This window comes from Vibrio sp. Isolate33 (assembly GCF_022397895.1).
Lineage (GTDB): Bacteria > Pseudomonadota > Gammaproteobacteria > Enterobacterales > Vibrionaceae > Vibrio > Vibrio pomeroyi.
Genome location: NZ_JAKEUP010000002.1, coordinates 104,948 through 128,788, shown reverse-complemented (window position 1 = coordinate 128,788; position 23,841 = coordinate 104,948). Strand labels below are relative to the sequence as shown.

Genomic DNA, 23,841 nt, shown 5'->3' with positions numbered 1-23,841 from the left:
TCTATCGCTTAACATTTACAGGTTAGGTAGATGTTTATATACCAGAATGCCTGTTCAAGCGAATAAAAATTAGATGCGAGATGCGAGATGCGAGATGCGAGATGCGAGATGCGAGAGAATACGGAACAACCAAATTGCAGGCAATAAAAAAGGAGAACCGAAGTTCTCCTTTTCTTAAACCTTTAAGCTAACTCTAAATTATAGAGATGCTTTCGCTTTTTCAACTAGAACAGCAAATGCTGCTTTGTCAAATACTGCGATGTCAGCAAGAATCTTACGATCGATCTCGATAGATGCTTTCTTAAGACCGTTGATGAAACGGCTGTAAGATAGACCATTTTGACGAGATGCCGCGTTGATACGTGCAATCCAAAGTTGACGGAATTGACGTTTCTTGTTGCGACGGTCACGGTAAGCGTATTGACCAGCTTTGGTAACTGCTTGGAAAGCTACGCGGTAAACACGTGAACGTGCTCCGTAGTAACCTTTAGCTTGTTTTAGAACTTTCTTATGACGTGCACGAGCTTGTACACCACGTTTTACGCGAGGCATTATGCTTCTCCTAAACTAAACGAATTTATAAACTAAAAAGAATTAAGCGTATGGCATCATACGTAGAACTTGAGCAACTTCACATTTAGGAAGGATCGAGTTCGGACGTAGCTGACGCTTGTTCTTAGTAGTACGCTTAGTCAGGATGTGACGTTTACCAGCGTGCTTAAACTTAATACCACCAGCAGTTTTCTGGAAACGCTTAGCAGCACCTTTGTTGGTTTTCATCTTAGGCATGATGAATAACTCCGCATTGTTGAGTTGTTAATAACATAGTAATTAGGGCGAATAAAACCCCGCAACCTGAGGCTGCAGGGTTCAATTACTTGCAAAGCCGTTAATTACTTCTTTTTAGGGGCCAATACCATGATCATCTGGCGACCTTCAATTCTCGTTGGGAAAGATTCGACTACTGCAAATTCTTCAGTATCCGCTTTCAAACGATTAAGAACGTCAACACCGATGTCTTGGTGAGCCATTTCGCGGCCACGGAAGCGAATTGTTACCTTCACTTTGTTGCCGTCTTCTAGGAAACCAGTCAGGTTGCGTAGTTTTACCTGATAGTCTCCAATATCAGTTCCAGGACGGAATTTAACTTCCTTAATCTGAACCTGTTTTTGCTTCTTCTTCTGCTCTTTCGCAGCTTTGCTCTTCTCGAAGAGGAACTTACCGTAGTCCATCACTCGACAAACTGGCGGCTCGGCGTTAGGGCTGATCTCTACAAGATCCATACCAGCTTCATTTGCAGCTTCCATCGCTTCAGCGATTGAAACTACACCAACAGCTTCGCCGTCAGCGCCAGTTAGACGCACTTCACGAACGCCACGAATGTCACCGTTTAAACGGTGCTGGTTTTGTTTGGCCGGTTGTTGGCCACGTCTTCCGCCTTTAATAGCTATTCCTCCAGATTGAGCTTACGGCTTGAAACCTCAGCTTGGATGTATGAAATAAAGTCATCCACTTTAAACTTGCCAAGGTCTTTACCTTTACGTGTACGTACTGCAATTTCGCCGGCTTCCATTTCTTGGTCACCACACACAAGCATGAACGGTACACGTTTCAAAGTATGTTCGCGGATTTTAAAGCCAATCTTCTCATTTCTCAAGTCTGCTTTGACTCTAAATCCACTTTTTTGCAGTTTTTTCGTAATTTCTTGTACATATTCAGACTGTTTGTCTGTAATGCCCATTACAACTGCTTGTTCTGGCGCCAACCACGTTGGGAAGAAACCAGCGTATTCTTCAATAAGAATACCGATGAAGCGTTCTAGTGAACCTAAAATCGCGCGGTGGATCATAACTGGCGTGTGACGCTCGTTATCTTCACCTACGTAAGTAGCACCTAAACGTTCTGGTAATGCAAAATCGAGCTGCACTGTACCACATTGCCATGCGCGGTCCAAACAATCATGCAAAGTAAATTCAATCTTAGGTCCGTAGAACGCACCCTCGCCTTCTTGAATCTCGTATGCAATCTCTAATGCTTCTAGCGCTTGCTTAAGGTCAGCCTCTGCACGGTCCCACATTTCGTCTGAACCTACACGCTGTTCTGGACGAGTAGATAGCTTAACAACAATGTTTTCGAAACCGAAAGTTGTGTAAGTATCGTAAACCATATCAATACAAGCTTTAACTTCTTGTTGAACTTGGTCTTCAGTACAGAATACGTGAGCATCATCTTGAGTGAAGCCACGAACACGCATGATACCGTGAAGTGCGCCTGACGGCTCGTTACGGTGACATGAGCCAAACTCAGCCATACGTAGCGGTAGATCACGGTAAGATTTCAAACCTTGGTTGAAGATTTGAACGTGACCAGGACAGTTCATTGGCTTGATAGCGTATTCACGGTTCTCTGAAGAAGTAGTGAACATTGCTTCTGCGTACTTATCCCAGTGACCAGAGCGTTCCCAAAGAACACGGTCCATCATTAATGGGCCTTTAACTTCTTGGTATTCGTACTCTGTCAGTTTCTGACGAATAAATACTTCTAGCTCACGGAAGATAGTCCAACCGTTGTGGTGCCAGAACACCATGCCTGGTGCTTCTTGCTGCATGTGGAATAGGTCAAGCGCTTTACCGATTTTACGGTGGTCACGTTTAGCCGCTTCTTCTAGGCGCACAAGGTGAGCTTTAAGCGCCTTCTTGTCGTGGAATGCAGTGCCGTAGATACGTTGAAGCATCTTGTTGTCACTGTTACCACGCCAGTAAGCACCCGCTACGTTAAGTAGAGTGAAGTGCTGGCAGAAGCTCATGTTAGGCACGTGTGGGCCACGACACATATCGATGTATTCTTCGTGGTGGTACAGGCCTGGACGATCGTCTTTAGAAACGTTCTCGTCCAAGATTTCAATCTTGTAAGTCTCGCCGCGAGCTTCGAATGCGTCGCGCGCTTCCTGCCAGCTAACTTTCTTCTTAACAACCTGGTACTTGGTCTTCGCTAGCTCTTTCATGCGCTTTTCGATCTTTTCTAGATCTTCTTGCGTTAGAGAGTGCTCAAGGTCGATATCGTAGTAGAAACCGTTATCGATGGTAGGACCGATCGCCATTTTCGCTTCTGGAAAAAGCTGCTTAACCGCGTGGCCTAAAAGGTGAGCACAAGAGTGACGAACGATCTCAAGGCCATCAACTTCATCTTTAGCTGTGATGATTTCTAGGCTTGCATCGTTTTCGATAAGATCACAAGCATCAACACGCTCGCCGTCTACACGACCAGCAATGGTTGCTTTCGCAAGACCAGGACCGATTGATAGGGCAACATCTAGAGTTGATACAGGGTTGTCAAATTGACGCTGACTACCGTCAGGAAGAGTAATAATTGGCATTATTTGTCCTTTACAGTGGTGTTGCACACCAAGCAACACATGAAAATGTTTAATATATGTTTGTCAGTCAACGAGTATGTTGACCGGAGATATATGCATAATAAAGATACCCACATAGAAGCAAATACAGATGCACCATTTGTAGGTATCCGAGCATTGTAACGAAATAATATAAAATGACAATGACAGAGGGTCTCTCGCGGCTTTCTTATAACTCCGATAGATAAGAATTTGTCATGCTAACCAACACCTTCCCTCTCCGACAAACCCACTCTTGAGCTGCTCTAATCCAACATAGCAGTTTCGATTTAGTCATTTAGAACTAAGCTATAGATAAGTGACGGAATACGGATGAGATGCATATGGAGAAACAGGCTACTTTTATATCGTTTATACCCTCTTTACCGTTAATCATAACTGCTGTTATTTACACACCAGCGACATCGGCCAATAAAGATTACGGCTCCTTAATCAGTTATACCCAAGCACCATTGCAGTCCGTTCGCCTCACTCCGACACTTCGCTCTGGCTTCCCACTCGAAGAGAATAAAATTGAAGTATTCTCCGCGTTAACGGCCGCGAGTATCTGGGCCAATTCCCACGACTACCATTTAGACTATTATCAGAATCAACTTCAAACGGGTTTACGATGGCAATTAACTAAAGCATGGCAAGTAGAATTCAATTACCGTTACCTTTACGCCGCCAATAATCACCTCGACAAAATCACCATCAACTTTCATGACCTATTCGACATCGACCAAGCAGGACGCGATCGAAAAGAACGACATCAATTTGATATTTACGCACCAGACCACGACATCAATGTTCGGGACTTCTCCGGCGACACGCTAACTAGCGCTTTCACCCTCTACACTCAATACCAAATCATAGACATTGAAAACCACGGCTTATCTTTTGGCATATCTCTCTACCATAACAATGTCAGCCATGGTGCATTTGAAGGAAGCAGCACCGAGCAAAGCGCTCAATTCAACTATGCTTACCAACTTTATATTAATACCTTCTACACAAGCCTAGGGGTGGCGAATCAGTCCAATCGAGAGGTAGAGAGCGGTTTCTCACACAAGAAAACGACATGGTCATGGATGGGCGGCTATCAACTCACGTTATTCGAAAACCATGAATTGCACCTAGAATATCGTTGGTATGAAGGCGCAGAAGATGGCGAAACTGAGTTTTCAGAATCAGCTAATGAGATGATGTTTGGCTATCGTTACGTGATGCAACGCTCGGCAATTGAGGTATCCATCATCGAGAACATCTTCAACATGGATAACTCCACCGATGTCGCCTTTCAATTGGCTTATCGGCATCAGTGGTAGATTTGATTCACTTCGAGGTAATTGAATTAAAAAGCCGAACAATTAAGTTCGGCTTTGGAAACGGTGTTGTAATTACTAGTAGATAGAGCGACTACGAGCAGAGAGACAACTACGCACTCATGATTCTTGATACGGCATTGCGAATGTCTGAGTCAGCTGCATTAGCAGGTAAACTGAATGAGATGTATTGGTCGCCACGGAAGCTCATTGAGCGGTCAATTTCGGCTAGGCAGTGAACCATAGAGCCTTCAACGATGAATGATAGCTCGATCTCTTTGTTATTCATGAAGCCGCCGCTACGAAATTCAATCTCTTGGTAACAGCCAGAGCGTGAAGCAAAGCTATTACCTTTTAAGAAGCCCTTCTCTACGTCTGCTTTCACCATTTTCATGCCCGATGCTTCAACACCTTGGATGATTTTCGCGACTGTTGGCAGTGGATGAACGGAGATAAAATCACGGTCTTTAGGATCAATCGCAAAACCAATATCTAGGTTGGTTTCTACCCACACATGACACTGGTTCATTTGTGCGTTCAACGCGGTGACTGGCGTTTCATCATTCAACTTAAGACGGAATGGCACCAATTTGGTTTCACCCGGTTGAATTACGAAAGGCTCGACTGCTTGAATACGACCAAGTGAAAAGGTTTCGTAACTGGTGCTGTCTTCTGTTTCGACTTTAACTTCTGTATTGAGAACTAAGTTGATCAGGTCGATTTGTTGCTCAACGTCGCCACCAATGATGTGAACATTGCCAGACAACTCGCCACCTTGGAAAACGTCAATATTATCTAAGACGGTATCGACCTTTGCCGCACCGATGCCCAACGAGGCCTTTAATTTCTTAAACATATTATTTCCCTTTCTAATTATCTGATTTACGAATAGTTATTGCGTGACAATTTGCGACACTTGCCCCACAGAATCAAGACATTTGCGCTATCAATGTTGAACAAGCTCACATCCTCTGAGGAAATGTTGAAATCGTGAAAAAATCCGTTACTCTATTTGTATAGTCAAATAAGGTTTCATTATGTCGAAAGCGCCGCTCTACCTTCAGATAAAACAGTTCATAGACGACAAAATTACCAATGGTCACTGGCCGGTGGGTTATCAAATTACCACCGAACTCGAACTCACAGAGCAGTTCAATGTGAGTCGAATGACGGTGAATAAAGCAATTCGAGATCTTGTGTCTGAAGGCAAGCTCATCAGGAAGCCAAGACTGGGCACTTTTGTGTGTGAGCCAGAGGAAAAAGCGCAATCTCCCCTACTTGATATCAACAACATCGCCCAAGAGATCAAAGACCGTGGCCAAACCTACACAAGTCAAGTGATCAAGCATGAAAGTATAAAGGCCGATGAAAGCACCGCCACACGGTTAGGCGTGATGATCAACGCAGAGGTATTCTATAGTGAAATCATCCACTTTGCCGACAATATGCCGATACAGCTAGAAGCTCGTTGGGTAAACTCACAAGCGGCTCCCCAATACTTAGAACAAGATTTTTCAGCCTCTACACCCAATGAATATCTTTCAAAAAACTGCCCGTTAAGTGCTATAGAGCACACGGTTGAAGCTATCATTCCAGACTCGAAAATCAGAACGTCACTAAAGCTATCTGAATCAGAGCCTTGCCTTCTTCTTAATAGAAGAACATGGAGTAAAGAACGCCTTATCAGCTTTGCATTACTCTACCATCCCGGCTCTAAGTACAAATTAAGCTCTAAGATCGTTTTGGATTAAAGAATATCATCCTGATCGCCGATCACATTTTTGCAACATCAACTTGATTCGGGTCAGTATTTAGCCTATTTATTTGTATATACATTTATTGTTTAGCAAAGATCTAGGTGATTATGAATTTGATCCTCAAAAATGCACGAGTGGTCTCGATGAGCTCGGGAGGCGACGGTTACCAACCTTCTTCCCCGCAAGATATCGTTATCGAAAACGGTAAGATCGCGTCCATCTCTTGTTCAAATCAAAACGCACTGGCTTCTAAATCGGAACAAACAAGTGTTGATGGTTCTTTGGATTACACCACCTACGACTGCAAAAACAAGCTCGTTACCCCTGGGCTGATTGATTGCCACACTCACCTTGTATTTGCAGGCAATCGCGCCAATGAATTTGAACAACGTTTGAATGGCGTCTCCTACACCGACATCGCCAAGCAAGGCGGCGGTATTCTAGCTACAGTCACTGCGACACGCTCAGCACAAGAAGCCGAACTGATTGAGATGGCGCTGCCTAGATTAGATGGGCTTCTAAAAAGTGGCGTCACCAGCGTCGAAGTAAAGTCTGGCTACGGTTTAACGCTTGATGACGAACTCAAGATGTTACGCGCTGCCAAAGCCTTAGAAAACCACCGTCGTATTAAAATCACCACCACACTCCTTGCAGCACATGCTGTACCACCAAAATATAAAGAACAGCCAGATCGTTACATTGATCTGGTCTGCCAAGAGATCATCCCTAAAGCCGCAGAGCAAGGACTAGCTGACGCAGTCGACGTATTCTGTGAATCGATCGGCTTCAACCTAGAGCAAACCGAGCGTGTATTTGCGGCAGCCAAACAACATGGACTAGCGATAAAAGGTCACACAGAACAGCTTTCTAATATGGGCGGCAGTGCGCTAGCAGCTAAATACGGTGCTCTCTCTGTTGATCATGTTGAGTACCTAGATGAAACCGGAATAAAAGCGCTAGCGGAATCGGGTACAGTCGCCACCTTATTACCGGGCGCTTTTTACTTCTTGAAAGAGACTCAACAGCCACCTATTGCCCTACTTCGCGAGCACAATATCCCAATGGCAATAGCGACCGACTTAAATCCCGGCACTTCTCCTTTTGCTGACTTAACACTGATGATGAACATGAGCTGTACCCTGTTTGGCACAACTCCAGAAGAAGCATTACGTGGGGTTACTTGTCATGCAGCTGCCGCTATTGGCGAGTCGCAAAACAGAGGAAAAATTGAAGTAGGTTACGCTGCTGATTTGGCTATCTGGAATATCGAGCACCCTGCCGACTTAAGCTATCAAGTCGGTGTTCCTCACCTGCATAAACGCATTGTTAATGGCGAGGTATGTCATGACGCAATCTAAACCCAACAGCACTAACGCAACTACAGTCACCACCCACAACTTTGTGTGGACGGGACGCAATGATCTTGAAGATGGCGAACATGGCACCCGAGTTCATCACATCACCAACCAAGTCAAAAATGGCGATTTGGATGACCAACTGATGAAGAATGCTATCGCCTTGGTTGGCTTTGCTTGCGATGCCGGTGTTGCAAGAAATAAAGGACGCGTGGGCGCGAAGCAAGCCCCTAATTTGATTCGCCAAGCGCTGGCGAATATGGCTTGGCACAGTGATACACATATTGCTGATCTTGGTGATGTTGAATGTAACGACGGTCAATTAGAAGTCAGCCAAAAACAGTGCGCTACTGTGATTGCCAATGCTCTATCAACCAACAAAGTGATTACCCTTGGCGGTGGTCACGAAGTGGCTTGGGCCTCTTTCCAAGGCCTCGCAGAGCACCTTCACCGAACTCAACCAGAGCACAAACCTAAGATAGGCATCGTTAACTTTGATGCTCACTTCGACCTTCGTGAATTTGAAAGCGACATCGCTGACGTCAAACCAAGCTCAGGCACACCATTTAATCAGATTAGCGAATACTGCCACACACATCAGTGGCCGTTTCATTACGCTTGTCTTGGTGTAAGTGCAGCCAGCAATACCAAAGCGCTGTTTAACAAAGCTGACCAACTGGGCGTTTGGTATGAACACGACCGCAACATGACCCAAGTTAACCAAGTTGCTCAACTGGTTAAGTTACAAAAATTCATCGCTGAGTGTGACTACCTCTATCTCACTATCGACCTTGACGTATTCCCAGCAGCGACAGCACCGGGCGTCAGTGCCCCAGCAGCAAGAGGCGTTAGCTATGAAGCGCTCGCACCTTTTCTAGAACAGATTTTTAAACACAGTGAAAAACTCATTATCGCGGACATTGCAGAATACAACCCAGACTACGACGTCGATGGCCAAACGGCTCGATTAGCGGCGCGTTTGTGTTGGGATATAGCCTCTGCAATGGCCAGTGAATAAGCAAGATAGATAACTACAACGATATAACGTGAAACAGAAGGAATTTCAAAATGACGGAACACCACAACAGTGACCCTCGTCTCGACACGACTCGCGAAATTCGCGCACCCCATGGCACCACTTTGCGCGCAAAATCTTGGTTAACAGAAGCACCACTACGTATGCTGATGAACAACCTAGATCCTGATGTGGCAGAACACCCACATGCACTGGTTGTGTATGGTGGTATTGGACGCGCTGCGCGTGATTGGAAATGTTATGACAAGATTGTTGAAGTATTAGAGCGTTTAGAAGACGACCAAACGTTACTTGTTCAATCAGGTAAACCTGTAGGCGTGTTCCCTACTCATAAAAACGCACCTCGCGTATTAATCGCTAACTCGAACCTTGTTCCACACTGGGCAAACTGGGAACACTTCAACGAGCTCGATAAAGAAGGCTTAATGATGTACGGCCAAATGACCGCAGGCAGCTGGATCTACATCGGTTCACAAGGCATCGTTCAAGGTACCTACGAAACCTTTGTCGCTATCGCGAAGAAACACTTCCAAGGCGAAGCAAACGGCAAGTGGGTTCTAACGGGCGGTCTTGGCGGCATGGGTGGTGCTCAGCCTCTTGCGGCTACTATGGCTGGCTTCTCAATGATTGCGGTTGAGTGCGATGAATCACGAATCGATTACCGCCTACGTACTGGCTATGTCGACAAAAAAGCCACCAGCTTAGATGAAGCGATGGCTATGATTAAGGAGTCAGACACGCCTATTTCTGTTGGCCTGCTAGGTAATGCTGCTGATGTATTCCCTGAGTTAGTAGAGCGTAACATCACGCCAGATGTTGTGACTGACCAAACCTCTGCCCACGATCCTCTGAACGGCTACTTGCCTCAAGGGTGGACGATGGAAAAAGCCGCTCAAGAGCGCACCATTGATGAAGCGAAAGTCGTGAAAGCGGCTAAGCAATCGATGGCAATTCAAGTTCAAGCGATGCTAGACCTGCAATACCGCGGTGCTGCGACCGTGGATTACGGTAACAACATTCGCCAAATGGCATTGGAAGAAGGCGTAGAAAACGCGTTTGATTTCCCAGGTTTCGTTCCTGCTTATATTCGCCCACTGTTCTGTGAAGGTATCGGTCCATTCCGTTGGGCTGCACTATCTGGTGACCCAGAAGACATCTACAAAACAGACCAGAAAGTAAAAGAACTGATTCCAGACAACCCACATCTACACAACTGGCTAGACATGGCGCGTGAACGTATCCAGTTCCAAGGCTTACCAGCTCGTATCTGTTGGGTTGGCCTGAAAGATCGTGAACGTTTGGGCCAAGCATTCAATGAAATGGTGAAAAATGGTGAACTGAAAGCACCAGTTGTTATTGGTCGTGATCACCTAGATTCAGGTTCTGTTGCAAGCCCTAACCGTGAGACCGAAGGCATGATGGATGGATCTGATGCGGTATCAGACTGGCCTCTATTGAACGCACTGTTGAACACAGCTGGCGGCGCAACTTGGGTTTCTCTACACCACGGTGGCGGTGTTGGCATGGGCTTCTCACAACACTCAGGCATGGTGATTTGTTGTGATGGTAGTGAAGATGCTTCACAGCGTATAGCTCGTGTGCTTCACAATGACCCTGCAACCGGTGTTATGCGTCATGCTGATGCGGGTTACGATATTGCCAAGCAGTGTGCTAAAGAGCAGAAACTTGACTTACCTATGCTAAACGAAGAACTTCGTCGCCTTTAATGTCTGGAGATAACATGTTGAATTTATTACTTAAACCAGGACTTCTAGGCCTATCTGAACTTCGCAAGATTAGCCGTAGCCCTGTGAACTTATCACTCGACCCTGCTGCTATTCCAGATATTGAAGCGAGCATGCAGGTTGTAGAGCAAGTGATTGCTGAAGATCGCACGGTTTATGGCATCAACACGGGCTTTGGCTTACTGGCGAACACCAAGATCGCCCCAGAAGATCTCGAAGTTCTGCAGAAAAGTATCGTACTTTCTCACGCCGCAGGCATTGGCAAGTTTATGTCTGACGAAACCGTGCGCTTGATGATGGTGCTGAAAATTAACAGCTTATCTCGTGGCTACTCAGGTATCCGACTCAAGGTGATCAATGCCCTAATCGATCTAGTGAACGCGCAGGTTTACCCATGTGTACCACAGAAAGGATCAGTTGGCGCATCTGGCGACCTTGCTCCCCTCGCCCACATGAGTACCGTTCTACTTGGTGAAGGCCAAGCACGACATAACGGCAAAATCATTACTGGTTTAGAAGCGATGAAGATCGCAGGGCTAGAGCCAATCACACTCGCACCGAAAGAAGGTTTAGCGCTACTAAACGGCACACAAGCATCAACCGCATTTGCGTTAGAAGGTCTATTCGCAGCAGAAGATTTATTCGCGTCTGCAACTGTCTGTGGCGCTATGTCTGTTGAAGCAGCACTCGGTAGTCGCCGCCCATTTGATCCTCGTATTCACCGCGTTCGTGGTCACCGTGGACAAATGGACGCTGCATTAGCTTACCGACATATGCTTGATCAAAAGAGTGAAATTGGTGAGTCACACACGTGTTGTGAAAAGGTTCAAGACCCTTACTCGCTGCGTTGCCAGCCTCAAGTGATGGGTGCCTGCTTACAGCAAATTCGTAATTCAGCAGAAACGTTAAACGTTGAAGCAAACTCGGTATCCGATAACCCGCTGGTGTTCGCTGACGATGGCGACATCATTTCAGGCGGTAACTTCCACGCAGAGCCTGTTGCAATGGCTGCCGATAACCTAGCCTTAGCTATCGCCGAGATCGGTAGCTTGTCAGAGCGTCGAATGGCACTGCTGATAGATAGTGCGCTAAGTAAGCTTCCACCTTTCTTGGTCGATAATGGCGGTGTTAACTCAGGCTTTATGATTGCTCAGGTCACCTCAGCAGCTTTAGCAAGCGAGAACAAAACACTGGCTCACCCAGCTTCTGTAGACAGCTTGCCAACATCAGCTAACCAAGAGGATCACGTGTCGATGGCCACCTTTGCAGGTCGTCGTCTTCGTGACATGGCAGAAAATACTCGTGGAATCTTGGCCGTTGAGTACCTAGCAGCCGCACAAGGGCTAGACTTCCGAGCTCCAAATCTGTCTTCTCCTCGAGTAGAAGAAGCAAAACAGATCCTGCGCGAGAAAGTCAGCTTCTACGACAAAGACCGTTACTTCTCACCTGATATCGAGCAAGCAAATCTACTGCTCAAGTTATCAGTGCATAACCACCTAATGCCAGAAGGCCTACTATGTAGCTTATAAGGTTTGGCGAAATAGCACGTCATATAAACAGGGGCTATTGATTAGCCCTTGTTGCATTGAACTCAAGCCCCTACTCCCCTCAAAATCGTCACATACCATCCAACGTATTTATCTAATCGACTGATATATAAGCAAAGTTAACTGGATAGACCATTAGAACGAAGTTAGTTAGCTATAATCCACCCCAGATTTGATGACTAATAGCGATACTATGTTTCTGACACCTTACTTTTCTACTGAAGACAATCAATTTCAATTCACTCGTGAACAAGCTAGCCACTTTGCTAAAAAAGTAGCTGCTGACTTCAACCCAATTCACGATGAAGACAACAAGCGCTTCTGCGTGCCTGGCGATCTTTTGTTTGCAGTTCTTCTGCAAAAAGAAGGCATCAGCCAAAAAATGCGCTTTGATTTTTCAGGTATGGTTGGTAACGGTATTGCGCTAAGCGTTGATAACAAGTGTGAAAAAGAAAGCTCACTGGTTGACGAGAAAGGCAAAGAGTACCTACACATGTCTTGTGAAGGTGAGAAAAGCCACGATCAAGCATTCATCGAGCACGTAGTAACAAACTACGTTAAGTTCTCTGGCATGAACTTCCCTCACATCATGGTTCCTCTTATGGAAGAGCAACAAATGATGATCAACTGCCAACGTCCTCTTGTGATTTACGAGAGCATGGAAGTTGAGTTTACTCGCCTAGACCTATCTCACCCTGAAGTTGAATTCTCTGGTGCGACTTTTGACGTTGAAGGCAAGCGCGGCATCGTGACTCTGAACTTCGATTTCAAAGAAGATGGCGAAGTAGTCGGTAAAGGCGTGAAGCGCATGGTTGCAAGTGGCCTTAAGCCATACGACCAAGCTTCTGTAGACGACCTAGTAAACCGCTTCAACGAACGCAAAGAGATGTTTCTAGCTCAGTTCGCAGCAGCCGCTTAATCGGCACTCTTATTTACACCACTGATGTAAATAACCCTAGAACAAGATAAAAAAAGCCCAGCTTGATACCCTCAAGCTGGGCTTTTTTTATTCGATTCCTGATTACGCTAAATCACTCAAGCCTGCACTCAAAGCGGCACATCAGATCCAACGCCTAACCTTTTGTTTGTAATCAACATATTCAGCGCCGAACAATTGTTCTAGAGCACGCTCTTCTGGCTTGATTTGGAATTGATTCATGTAAATCACGAACGCGAAGCTGAGTAAGATACTGAAGATGTTTTGAAAGTAGTAGCCGAAGCAAAACAATAAAATGAATAGCCCTAGATACATTGGGTTTCGGGTGTAGCCGAAAATGCCGCTGTCTACGACTGCCGAAGCGGTTTCGACTTTGATCGGGTTAACTGTGGTTTTCTGCTTTCGAAATTCCCAGATACCCGACAATCCGACCACGCCACTCAATGCGATACCAGTACCTAAAACGACTAGCTTATAAGGCAATGCCATTGCCGCCGTACTTAGTTGTTGAGCACAGAAATAAGAGGCGACTAAGACCAATATAAAGAGAGCAACCGGTGGTACTTTTAACTCAAGAAATCTCATAGCTTTCCTTATTAACAATTCCATTGTTAGTTTAGAAAAAAGCCCAGCAATTGCTGGGCTAAATAGTTTATAGAATTTTTGCGAGCGCCTGTAATGGATGGGCAAGCTTCTCACCCTCAAAACGCTTCACTTGGCTTCGGCAGGAATAACCCGTCACTAAGCAACGCTCTTTCGGTAAGTCTTGCATCCTTGGCTTCCAACTTAAACCGTATATGTCTTTCGACATTTGTAGCTTATCGACTTCGTGCCCGAAGGTACCCGCCATACCACAACAGCCGACAGGAACGCTGGTAAGTGCAGCACCAAAGTGTTTGAAGATAGCGCCCCACTCTTTTTCAGCGTTTGGCATTTTGGTCTTCTCAGTACAGTGAGCGAACAAGTACCACATTTCCTCACTTGCAGAACGCGCTTCAAAGTCACCGAGCGATGGCATTAACCATTCATGTACGGTGAGCACATCAAAGTCGCCACGCTTATCCGCTAAGATCTCGACGTACTCATCTCGGTAACAAAGCACCAGTGCAGGGTCGACACCCACTAAAGGAATACCGATATCAGCGACCATCGACAAGAAATCAGACGTCGACTTAGCCTCACGTGCAAAGCGACCTAAGAAGCCTTTGATGTGCAGTGCTTTACCATTTGGCTTAAATGGCAGTAAGACCGGAGTTTTGCCAAGCTTTTGAGCCAGAGTGACAAAATCTTCAACCACCTCTGCATCATAGAAGCTAGTAAACGGGTCTTGGACGATCAATACATGCTGCTTCTTCTCTTCAGAAGAAAGCCCTTCTAGATATTGAATATCGAACAATTGTAGCTCTTTACTCGCCAGACGATTTTTCAGCGTAGGTACCGACATCAATGGTGCATCAACATAGCCGACTGTTTTCGCGGTTGCAGATTGAACCCACTTTTGACCCAATGCAGCATTAACGACTTTTGGCGCTTTCGCCATGAGTGGCAGCATGGTTTCAATGTTCGCCACCAAGTAGTCTTTCGCAGGACGTTGGTAACGTGAGTAATAGATATTCAAGAATCGAGAACGGAAACTCGGCACGTCAACTTTGATCGGACACTGGCTTGCACACGCTTTACATGCAAGGCAACCGTTCATCGCTTCGTGTACTTCGTGTGAGAAGTCGTACTCATGGCGTTTATTCATCGTGTTACGGACACGCTCCACCATGGTTTTAACCGGAGTGTTATCTTTTAGCGCTTCTTGCTCTAAATCGAGAATATCGACGCCTTGTTCCGTTAACTGGCGTAGCCATTCTCTCACTAAACCAGCACGGCCTTTTGGAGAATGACGACGGTCAGCCGTCACTTTCATTGAAGGACACATTGGCGAGCTCGTATCGTAGTTAAAGCACAAACCGTTGCCGTTACATTCCATCGCTTGCTTAAAGCTGTCACGGACTTGAACGTCGATCTGACGGTCGTAGAAACCACGCTTGGTGTCAGTCACTTTCACCAATTCAGCGTCGCTTTCTAAAGGCGTACAGATTTTGCCCGGGTTCATCTTATTGTGCGGGTCAAAGGCGGCTTTAACGCGTCTTAATTCGATAAACAGCTCTTCACCAAAGAAGTCAGGACCATACTCTGAGCGGAAACCTTTACCGTGTTCGCCCCACATTAAGCCGCCGTATTTCGCCACCAGCTTAACCACTTCATCAGAGACTTCATGCATCAAGGCTTCTTGCATCGGATCACACAAGTCTAGAGCTGGACGAACGTGCAGTACGCCTGCATCAACGTGACCAAACATGCCGTAGTTCAACTCTTTTGAATCAAGCAGGACTCTGAACTCAGAGATGAAATCCGCCAAGTTTTCCGGTGGTACACAGGTATCTTCAGCAAAAGCGACTGGCTTAGCTCGGCCTTTCGCCGCACCCAATAGACCCACCGCTTTCTTACGCATGTTGTAGATTCGGCCAATACTCGCCAAATCACTGCACACTTGGAAGCCAATCACGCCCGCTTCTTCGCTTTCAACCATGGTTTCAAGTCGTGCCGTCAGCGCTTGAACTTGTTGTTCAACTTCCGCTTCATCTTGGCCTGCAAACTCAACCATGTTGATGCCAAGCATCTCTTTGTTTGGAACATCAGTCAGCAAATCGCTCACGGTGTGCCAAACAATGTCTTGCTTCGCTAGGTTCAATACTCGTGAATCCACCGTTTCAACAGACAGTGCTTTCGCTTCCACCATGAACGGTGCATTACGTAGTGCAGAATCAAACGTGTTGTATTTCACGTTAACTAACGTACGTGCTTTTGGAATCGGCGTTAGGTTGAGCTTTGCTTCTGTAATGAATGCTAAAGAACCTTCTGCGCCACATAGAACGCGAGTCAGGTCAAAACTGTCATCTTGTTCGTTGATTGCATTCTTTAGATCGTAACCTGTTAAGAAGCGGTTCAACGGAGGGAATTTATCTAAGATTTGAGCACGCTTGTTACGACAAACAGCCTCAGTCACCGCATGTGCATGGTGAGCAAATTCACCTTCATCAGGCAAGCCATGTGATAAATCAGATTCTAGACATGAACCGTCTGCGAAGACCGCTTGCAGCGACAACACGTGATCAGACGTTTTGCCGTACTTCAATGACCCCTGGCCAGAAGCATCAGTGTTGATCATGCCACCTAACGTCGCTCGGTTACTGGTTGATAGGTCAGGAGAGAAAAAGTAACCATAAGGACGAACTGCATCGTTCAATTGGTCTTTAACGACACCAGACTGAACTCTTACCCAGCCTTCTTTCTCGTTAATCTCAAGAACCTTGTTCATGTAGCGTGATAGGTCAACCACAACACCTTTTGTTAAGGATTGTCCGTTGGTTCCGGTACCACCGCCACGAGGGGAAAAAGTCACGCGTTCGTAAGCAGATTTAGAACCCACTTTGCCGAGCAGCACAACGTCTTGAGTTGTTTTAGGAAGGATGACCGCCTGCGGCAATTGCTGATAGACACTGTTATCAGTCGCCACAGCCAAACGGCTAGAATATTGAGATTCAATGTCGCCAGTAAAGCCCGCTGTTTTTAGTTCATCTAAAAAGCGTACGACAACTGGATCGACATCAGCATTGAGTTGAAGTCTTGGTAACATTTGCTTCCTGCCCCTACTTCGCTGATCCTATCAGCATTGGGTTATCTGAGATTTTTAATAATTTTCTTTGAATTTCGTCACTTTACTACTATTAAGATCATATAAAAAGGTGATCAAATCAGAATCTCAGTGCAAGAATGGAGAAATAGTCACTTTCGTCTTAATTCGGTAGCAATATACTGAATAACATTTTGTTTAAGACATCTCCATGAGCACATCACAATGAAAAAAAACAAAACAGTCACAACTGAAGATATTCTTCTTAAGCTATGCCAATCAGTCTCAAGCGTACTCACTTCAGCGACGGCTTCTCAGGTGTCCTATTCAGCCATGGTTCAAAAGATCAACAAGACAAGTCTGAAGCCAGATTTCGGTTGTTTCGTTCTTTTTGACGGCGGTTTTTCTGGTCTTGTTGTTATCAATTTTACGTCGAAAGCCGCACTAGAGATCTATACCAACTACATGCGTAACATGGGCATGCCTGAAAATGAGCTAGCCGTGCTGCATACGTCAGACGAAGTGGGCGATGTATTGGGCGAATTAATGAACCAACTGGTGGGTGATTTCACTAATAAAATCCGCAAAGAGCTACAAACCAACATCACTCAGAACCAACCGAAGATGCTAGCACTGAACAAGCAAGTAAACCTTTCTGTTGATACCAACCTGGATCGTCCACAAGCTCGTCGTGTTACCTTCTCGACTCAAAACAACAACATCTTCTACCTCGAGCTTGCTATGGATAAGACAGAATTCATCCAATTGGAAGAATTTGAAATTGCGGAAGACGAATGTCCAGATAGCATCCTAGAAGCGACTCAGAAAAAAATGCAGGAAGAGAACAAGCCAGCACAAAGCTCAGGCAACGACTCTGCAGCAGATCTGCTCGATGAACTTGGAATTTAGTTTGCGAATGCTCTAGTCATTCTAAAAAACTGTGTCACTAACGCCATCTATCTTCTTGATGGCGTTTTTGTTTATGTAACCAAGCTGCCATTTTCTTTCCTATGTTCATCGCCTCACTTACGCCTCAAACGAGTTTTGCCTTTCTGTTACCCGCTAAAACATGTAAAATGTCGGACTTTTAAAAATTTGCGGTGATGATTAAGTAGTCGATGGATAAGAAAAAAGCCCTAAAGAAAATTGCCAAGTGTCTTGAGCTTGGAAATTCTGCGAACGTCAATGAAGCTGCCAATGCGATAAAAATGGCGCATAACTTGATGCTGAAATATGGTCTCGAAAAAGACGATATTGAATTTATCAAGATGGGGAAAACTCAATCCACTCACCTGTTACCTGCAAATATCAGTTCTACACTGCTGCGTGTTATTCGCGGTATCAACACCAAGTTTGGCGTAGAAGCCGTATTGCTAAACCACAAAGGCCTCAAACGTGTTGAGTTCATTGGTGAAGCCGATCGCGCAATCTTCGCTGCCTTTGCTTTCGATATCATCTATCGCGAACTGAATGAGCACACAGGCCAATTCAGAAATAGCTTTGCTGGTTCAGGCACAGGTTCTTTAGAAGTGACACGTCGTGTGAACTCGTTTGTTTCAGGCTGGGTTGAAGGTGCACTTGAAAAGCTACCAACCATTACTCCAGATGACGAGTCGAACAACAAAATCAACAACTACATCGATAAAGAATTCAAAAATATCGACCGCGAAACCTTCAAGCAACAACTCAGAGAAGCGATGAAAAATCTCACTGCAGATTATGAAGTTGGTCTGAAGAAAGGTCGTAAATTGTCTGTTAATCGACCAGTTGCCGGCGCACAGGCAGCTAAAAAGATAACTAAATCATAGAGCCGCTTTACATTGCTTCAACGTATTGATAAAAACCATCAATAAGATTTACAGGACTATGTTTGTCATCCGAATTCATTTGTTTGACAGAAGTACATGATGGAGAAAATACGTTGAAAAAAATCACACTAGCCCTAGCGCTTACTATCGCTTTAACGGGTTGTCAGGCAACTCAACGTCAAAACGCAACAACTGGCGAATCTGAGACGAACTCTGCAACTCAAGGCGCTCTAATTGGTGCACTCGCTGGTGCCGTTGCTGGTGCTGCTACCGGTGACTCTAAAGACCGTGGTAAACGTGCACTTATTGGTGCTGCAGGTGGTGCGGCTGTTGGTGGTGGTATTGGTTACTACTTTGACCGACAAGAAGCAGCACTTCGTGAAGAGCTAATGAACTCTGGCGTTCAAGTAGAGCGTGTTGGTGAGAATCAGCTTCTACTTCGTCTAGAAAACGGCATCGGTTTTGATTCTGGTTCTTACGCTTTGGAATCAAGCATCCACAACACACTTCGTGGTGTTGCGCGTATCCTAGTTGAATACCCAGACACAAGCCTAGTGATCGAAGGTCACACTGACAGCACTGGCAGTGAGTCGACTAACCAAATCCTTTCTGAGCGTCGTGCTGAATCTGTTCGTGCATTCTTGATCTCTCAAGATGTAGCAGCGGGCCGTGCCATTGCTCGTGGTAACGGTGAGCGTTACCCTCTATGTGATAACAACACGTCTCAAGGTCGTGCTTGTAACCGTCGCGTAGAAATTCAAATCTTGCCGCTTAAGTAGCACGATTAAAGCCCAGTCGCCTTTATCTATTGAATTAACCATTATATAGTTGTTTGTCAGTTGTAGCGCTTGTCTCAAACGTTACAACCTAATTAACAGCCACATAGCGTATGCATATTGATATATCGGCACTGGGCTTTTTTACGAGACTTATCTTTTGCTTATCCTATCCAACTTTCTGTCATCATCGCCTCTAAGAACTCTGCTTCTTGTCTTCATCTTTGCCACGATACAGTTGTTCTCGATACATTTGGTTCATGCAGAAAGTAGCCCTCAGCTGTCAGTAAATTCACAACCTCAAGACCCAGCATCTCAATACCAATTGGCGCAAGCGTATGAATTGGGAACGGACTTGCCTAAAAATATCGACGACGCATTCTATTGGTACTCGCAATCTGCAGACAATGGCAATGCAGCTGCGCAATTTACACTCGGCGAGTGGTACTTGGCAGGTACAAGTGTCGAGCAAGACAACAAACAAGCCTTAAAGTGGTTCATCAAAGCGGCACTGCAAGGCAACAAGCAAGCGCCTCTTGAAGTAGCAAAGATCTACGAGTCCTCATTCGATAAGGAGCTCCTTCAACCACTAGATGCAGCGCAGTTATGGTATGAAGCTGCTTTAAAAGACAACCCGAATGCAGAAGATGGCTACAACCGCGTTCTAGAAGCACAATTCAACCAGCAGCGTGCAAAGCAGATATCTTCAATAGAACAGCTCGATGACAGTATCGACTCCGAAATCGACACCAGTCAGGGGTTATCTCAGCAAGTACAATCTAGCCAAATGCTATCTGACCAAGCCTCACGCTCTAACCTCTCCAGTTCTAACCTAACTAGCTCTGACTATATGATTGGTGCTGCGTTGGCCCTACTGATTGCGGTCGTGAGTATCAGCGCAACTCTGGTGATCTCGAGAAAGAGACAGGTTTTAAAATCTGGTGAATTGAATCAACAACAACAGACGCTTGAAGCGCAACTTAGCTCGAAGGATTTCACCATTAAGCAGCAAAAGCGTCAGCTTCAAACCATTTATCACGAACTGAAGAAGCAGAAAAACAGCAAAAGCCGAAGTCAGTTACAAGTGGCTTGTGCTCTGTTTGGTTACACACCGAGTTCAATCCCTGACCAGAAAAGCATCAAACTTCGATACAAACAACTGTCGAAAATCTATCATCCTGATGGCCATGGATGTGACGAAGAAATGAAACGTTTGAACAATGCGCTAAAAACCATTTTACAAAGTGTTACAAAACCGTAAACAACCACACACCTTTGGCTTTCCAATTCACGGAGATATCGATTTTATTGGTGTTGCAATCGATCACCTTCTCAAAAATGGGTAACAAACTATTAACTAATGGGTCTTACTTGTGTCATAATTTGCGCCGAAAATACACCTGACATATACAGGTGAGGAGAGAATATGTTCACAATAGAAGGCGTTTGTGATTGGTGCAAAAAGCCAAGCCTAGTAAAAAAACACGACTACCTAGATGGTAAGTGTCATCATGCATGTAAAGAGTGCAATGATATTGCAACCATTGATGTTCGCCAGTTCAATATTGGTGAAATGGAAATGAGAGCAAAACTCTCCCAAGCAACACTGAGATAAGTTACACCGTTGAAATATAAGAAAGCGCCTAAGGCGCTTTTTTTGTATCTGGGATTTATCTTCTTATCTTCTTATCTTCTTATCTTCTTATCTTCTTATCTTCTTATCTTCTTATCTTCTATACAGGTGTATACAGTACTTTTCTGTAAAAACCACTGTATACACCTGTATAAAGCTCACATTTCTTCAACTTATGAGACAAAACAACAAATTCATTCGAATTTAATTTAGACTTAAATTTCAACAACTTAAGATTAAGTCACCCACTTACCTGTGCAAAATCGTCCAATAATCCCACAAAAAACGCTTGATCTTATAAGCAACAAAAACTACTGTATACACATACAGCATGTATATAAGGACAGCAAAATGATTCAAGCACACGTTAAAGCCCAACACTCTAGCCCGCTAGTTCACTGCGCATTTACATCAGTTTCTCGTAAAAGCAAAAATTCAAACGAGGAAGCGTTGTTCGCAAGAATGGCGTTGCTGTCCAATCAACATCAGTGGTTGCTGTTTACAGCGCAAACACCAAGGCCATCAGCTAAGCAGCTTAAGCAATACAACGTGTGCTGCGACCGCGTTATTCACATGAAAGCCTCTCATCAGATGACGGAAGTTGAAACGGTCGAGAAAGCCATCCGCTCGAAAAATGCGAGTGCGATTGTTGCAAGTGCATCGATTGATCAATTCAGCCAACAATACCTAAGAACATTAGGAATGCGCTTTCAATGTGAAGTCTTCTTTATGGATGCAAATTCAGAGCGTATTCACTGATCTACCTTGCTTAACAATTTAGCTCACAAACATAGCTTAATCTTTTAGCTAACAAACTTAAGTTAACTTGACAGCATAGCTCCAAAACACAGTCCAAACATACTGCCTTCCCCTGCCCTACAATTCGCCAATTTTTAAGCGGATAGTTAGGCAGGGGTTTTTATTTGATTAATAGATTTAGCAATCGTTTGCTTTTTCTCTGGAAGCAAACAGTAGATTGGGTATAATGCCCGTCTAATCATGTGCACACCGCACTTCTCTGTATGACGTTTGATAAAAGATAGGAATGTCTAAATGAGCCTTGCTGATCAAGTTCTTGCCGTAAATGATGACCTACCAATCCGTACTGATAAACCTGTCCACAGTGGCAAGGTTCGCTCAGTCTACTGGTTAACTGAAGAAGATAGCCAACGACTAATTAAAGAGAAAGGCTACGACGTAGCACCCGATGCGCCTTTAGCTATCATGGTGATCAGTGACCGTATCTCTGCGTTTGATTGTATCTGGCGCGGTGAAGGTAATCTAAAAGGTGTTCCAGGTAAGGGAGCGGCTCTGAATGCTATCTCTAACCACTGGTTCAAATTGTTTAAAGACAACGGCCTCGCTGACAGTCATATCCTTGATATCCCTCACCCATTCGTATGGATTGTACAAAAAGCTCGCCCAGTAATGATTGAAGCGATTTGTCGTCAATACATCACAGGTTCTATGTGGCGTGCGTACGCGAACGGCGAACGTGAATTCTGTGGTATCGAGATGCCTGAAGGCCTAGAGAAAGACAAGAAGCTGCCTGAGCTACTTATCACGCCTTCTACTAAAGGGATTCTGAAAGGTATTCCTGGTGTACCAGAAGCTGACGATGTGAACATCACACGAAATAACATCGAAGATAACTTTGCAGCGTTCAACTTTACTCAAGCAAGTGACATCGCGCATTACGAGAAGCTGCTAAAAGAAGGCTTCAACGTGATCAGCCAAGCACTGGCGAAAGTAGACCAAACCTTTGTCGACACTAAGTTCGAGTTCGGTTACGTGAACGATGCTCAAGGTAAAGAGAAGCTTATCTACATGGACGAAGTCGGTACTCCAGATTCATCTCGTATTTGGGATACTCAGGAATACAACAAGGGCAACATCGTTGAAAACTCGAAAGAAGGTTTCCGTCAGTTCTTGCTGAACTACTTCCCTGATGCGGACATTCTGTTGAACAAAGAACGTATGCCAGAACGCGAAGCATTAGCGCGTGATAATGAACTGCCTTTGGACGCATTAATGTCGCTTTCTCGCACTTACCTTGATATCGCAGCGAAAATCACAGGTGCTGAGATTGTATTGAGCGACAATCCGAAGCAAGAGATCATAGACGTATTACGTGCAGACTACGGGCTGATCGATTAAGACCAAATCTGTAGCAACACTCAAATACAAAAAGGGCCTCAATATTGAGGCCCTTTCTACATGTACGTTTTTGATAAGCTTTTGGCCGTATTTTAAAAACTCTAAGCTCTAAGCTCTAAGCTCTAAGCAATACTGAGAAATTACAGCTTGATAGTAAACTCTTCTCCAGTATTACCTGCAATCACTAAATGACTGCGCGATTCGATGTACTCGATCTGCTCTTCTTCAAGAGAATATGGCATAACCACCTTGAGTTCATTGATGCCTTCTAGCTTGGCAAGCTTCAGCAAAGTCACAATGTTTGATTCATCGCTTTTACGTGTCGACATTGATTTCAATGCCATCTGCCATAAGCGATCCTCTGGGGTGCCCAGCTCTTTAATGCTATCTCGCCAAACGGTACTGAACACTGGCGCAATTGTGGTGAGTGCTTCCAGAAAAGTCCATTTTTTACTGCATGAGGCGCCAAGAAATGTTGTGTAATCAAACTCTACACGCGTCTCTTTCTGTTTATCCATGATGTCCCCCGACACTTTGGCAACACAATATACTCAATATCTATCAACTTTTTCTTTATAGCAATAGGATATAGAAGAATAGTCTTTTATGACCTTTTGATTGGTTAAAAAGGCATATAAAAATCAAATCCGTAACATAATAAGCACTGAAAAATAATATATGCGCCT

At 44.9% G+C, this 23,841-nt stretch carries 22 protein-coding genes; 14 read left to right on the top strand and 8 right to left on the bottom strand.

The features are described from left to right. Positions 1–198 precede the first annotated feature (198 nt). The 4 genes from rplT to thrS form a co-directional block, all read right to left on the bottom strand. On the bottom strand, positions 199–552 hold the full coding sequence (gene rplT, locus L1D37_RS03885) for a 50S ribosomal protein L20 (protein ID WP_004733517.1): 354 nt from the start codon (positions 550–552) through the stop codon (positions 199–201). Positions 553–594: 42 nt separating this feature from the next. After that, on the bottom strand, positions 595–789 hold the full coding sequence (gene rpmI, locus L1D37_RS03880; RefSeq protein ID WP_004738430.1) for a 50S ribosomal protein L35: 195 nt from the start codon (positions 787–789) through the stop codon (positions 595–597). 104 nt (positions 790–893) lie between these two features. Further along, a complete protein-coding gene (gene infC, locus L1D37_RS03875) occupies positions 894–1,445 on the bottom strand; it encodes a translation initiation factor IF-3 (RefSeq protein WP_080566530.1) in 552 nt (183 codons plus the stop codon). Between the two features lie 2 nt (positions 1,446–1,447). Further along, positions 1,448–3,376, bottom strand: a complete 1,929-nt coding sequence (gene thrS / locus L1D37_RS03870) for a threonine--tRNA ligase (protein ID WP_176681003.1) — start codon at positions 3,374–3,376, stop codon at positions 1,448–1,450. A gap of 362 nt (positions 3,377–3,738) precedes the next feature. Between thrS and L1D37_RS03865 the strand changes: the two genes are divergently transcribed. Then, on the top strand, positions 3,739–4,722 hold the full coding sequence (locus L1D37_RS03865; RefSeq protein WP_239846936.1) for a DUF3187 family protein: 984 nt from the start codon (positions 3,739–3,741) through the stop codon (positions 4,720–4,722). A 109-nt stretch (positions 4,723–4,831) separates the two neighbouring features. On the opposite strand, the gene L1D37_RS03860 is transcribed toward L1D37_RS03865, so the two are convergent. Next, the gene (locus tag L1D37_RS03860; protein WP_239846935.1) at positions 4,832–5,575 is read right to left on the bottom strand and encodes a sporulation protein; all 744 of its coding nucleotides are present in this window, start codon (positions 5,573–5,575) and stop codon (positions 4,832–4,834) included. 181 nt (positions 5,576–5,756) lie between these two features. Here L1D37_RS03860 and hutC point away from each other — a divergent pair, with 181 nt between their 5' ends. The 6 genes from hutC to L1D37_RS03830 all read left to right on the top strand — a co-directional run bounded on the left by hutC (position 5,757) and on the right by L1D37_RS03830 (position 13,078). Continuing rightward, positions 5,757–6,470, top strand: a complete 714-nt coding sequence (gene hutC, locus L1D37_RS03855) for a histidine utilization repressor (protein ID WP_176681000.1) — start codon at positions 5,757–5,759, stop codon at positions 6,468–6,470. A 113-nt stretch (positions 6,471–6,583) separates the two neighbouring features. Continuing rightward, positions 6,584–7,834, top strand: a complete 1,251-nt coding sequence (gene hutI / locus L1D37_RS03850; protein ID WP_239846934.1) for an imidazolonepropionase — start codon at positions 6,584–6,586, stop codon at positions 7,832–7,834. Next, positions 7,821–8,849 carry a formimidoylglutamase gene (gene hutG / locus L1D37_RS03845; RefSeq protein WP_239846933.1) on the top strand — a complete coding sequence of 343 codons (1,029 nt, stop codon included), beginning with the start codon at positions 7,821–7,823 and terminating at the stop codon, positions 8,847–8,849. Before hutI ends, hutG begins: the two co-directional genes overlap by 14 nt. Positions 8,850–8,899: 50 nt before the next feature. Next, complete coding sequence (hutU, locus tag L1D37_RS03840; protein ID WP_048615115.1) at positions 8,900–10,594, top strand: urocanate hydratase; 1,695 nt, start codon at positions 8,900–8,902, stop codon at positions 10,592–10,594. Between the two features lie 14 nt (positions 10,595–10,608). Further along, a complete protein-coding gene (gene hutH, locus L1D37_RS03835; protein ID WP_239846932.1) occupies positions 10,609–12,141 on the top strand; it encodes a histidine ammonia-lyase in 1,533 nt (510 codons plus the stop codon). A 211-nt stretch (positions 12,142–12,352) separates the two neighbouring features. Beyond that, positions 12,353–13,078 carry a DUF3581 domain-containing protein gene (locus L1D37_RS03830; RefSeq protein ID WP_010438254.1) on the top strand — a complete coding sequence of 242 codons (726 nt, stop codon included), beginning with the start codon at positions 12,353–12,355 and terminating at the stop codon, positions 13,076–13,078. Positions 13,079–13,219: 141 nt separating this feature from the next. On the opposite strand, the gene L1D37_RS03825 is transcribed toward L1D37_RS03830, so the two are convergent. Together L1D37_RS03825 and L1D37_RS03820 are read right to left on the bottom strand one after the other, a co-directional pair. Continuing rightward, positions 13,220–13,681, bottom strand: a complete 462-nt coding sequence (locus tag L1D37_RS03825; RefSeq protein WP_239846931.1) for an isoprenylcysteine carboxylmethyltransferase family protein — start codon at positions 13,679–13,681, stop codon at positions 13,220–13,222. Positions 13,682–13,748: 67 nt separating this feature from the next. Further along, positions 13,749–16,784 carry an FAD-binding and (Fe-S)-binding domain-containing protein gene (locus tag L1D37_RS03820; protein ID WP_239846930.1) on the bottom strand — a complete coding sequence of 1,012 codons (3,036 nt, stop codon included), beginning with the start codon at positions 16,782–16,784 and terminating at the stop codon, positions 13,749–13,751. 222 nt (positions 16,785–17,006) lie between these two features. Here L1D37_RS03820 and L1D37_RS03815 point away from each other — a divergent pair, with 222 nt between their 5' ends. The 7 genes from L1D37_RS03815 to L1D37_RS03785 all read left to right on the top strand — a co-directional run bounded on the left by L1D37_RS03815 (position 17,007) and on the right by L1D37_RS03785 (position 23,155). Then, entirely contained in the window at positions 17,007–17,690 is a 684-nt protein-coding gene (locus L1D37_RS03815) for a DUF3334 family protein (protein ID WP_132763326.1), read from the top strand. 209 nt (positions 17,691–17,899) lie between these two features. Then, complete coding sequence (locus tag L1D37_RS03810) at positions 17,900–18,589, top strand: DUF2786 domain-containing protein (RefSeq protein ID WP_132763329.1); 690 nt, start codon at positions 17,900–17,902, stop codon at positions 18,587–18,589. A gap of 113 nt (positions 18,590–18,702) precedes the next feature. Then, positions 18,703–19,368 (top strand): OmpA family protein, encoded by a 666-nt coding sequence (locus L1D37_RS03805; RefSeq protein WP_048607125.1) that lies wholly within the window; start codon positions 18,703–18,705, stop codon positions 19,366–19,368. 157 nt (positions 19,369–19,525) lie between these two features. Further along, positions 19,526–20,626, top strand: coding sequence for a J domain-containing protein (locus L1D37_RS03800; RefSeq protein ID WP_239846929.1), 1,101 nt, complete (start codon positions 19,526–19,528; stop codon positions 20,624–20,626). Between the two features lie 165 nt (positions 20,627–20,791). Then, positions 20,792–20,980: a hypothetical protein gene (locus tag L1D37_RS03795; RefSeq protein ID WP_004733419.1), complete on the top strand. Its 189-nt coding sequence runs from the start codon at positions 20,792–20,794 to the stop codon at positions 20,978–20,980. A gap of 369 nt (positions 20,981–21,349) precedes the next feature. Further along, the gene (locus L1D37_RS03790) at positions 21,350–21,757 is read left to right on the top strand and encodes a SulA-like leucine-rich domain-containing protein (protein WP_239846928.1); all 408 of its coding nucleotides are present in this window, start codon (positions 21,350–21,352) and stop codon (positions 21,755–21,757) included. Between the two features lie 294 nt (positions 21,758–22,051). Then, positions 22,052–23,155, top strand: coding sequence for a phosphoribosylaminoimidazolesuccinocarboxamide synthase (locus L1D37_RS03785; RefSeq protein ID WP_239846927.1), 1,104 nt, complete (start codon positions 22,052–22,054; stop codon positions 23,153–23,155). Between the two features lie 140 nt (positions 23,156–23,295). Here L1D37_RS03785 and L1D37_RS03780 read toward each other — a convergent pair whose 3' ends face one another. Beyond that, the gene (locus L1D37_RS03780) at positions 23,296–23,673 is read right to left on the bottom strand and encodes a transporter (RefSeq protein ID WP_176680991.1); all 378 of its coding nucleotides are present in this window, start codon (positions 23,671–23,673) and stop codon (positions 23,296–23,298) included. Between the last annotated feature and the right edge of the window lie 168 nt (positions 23,674–23,841).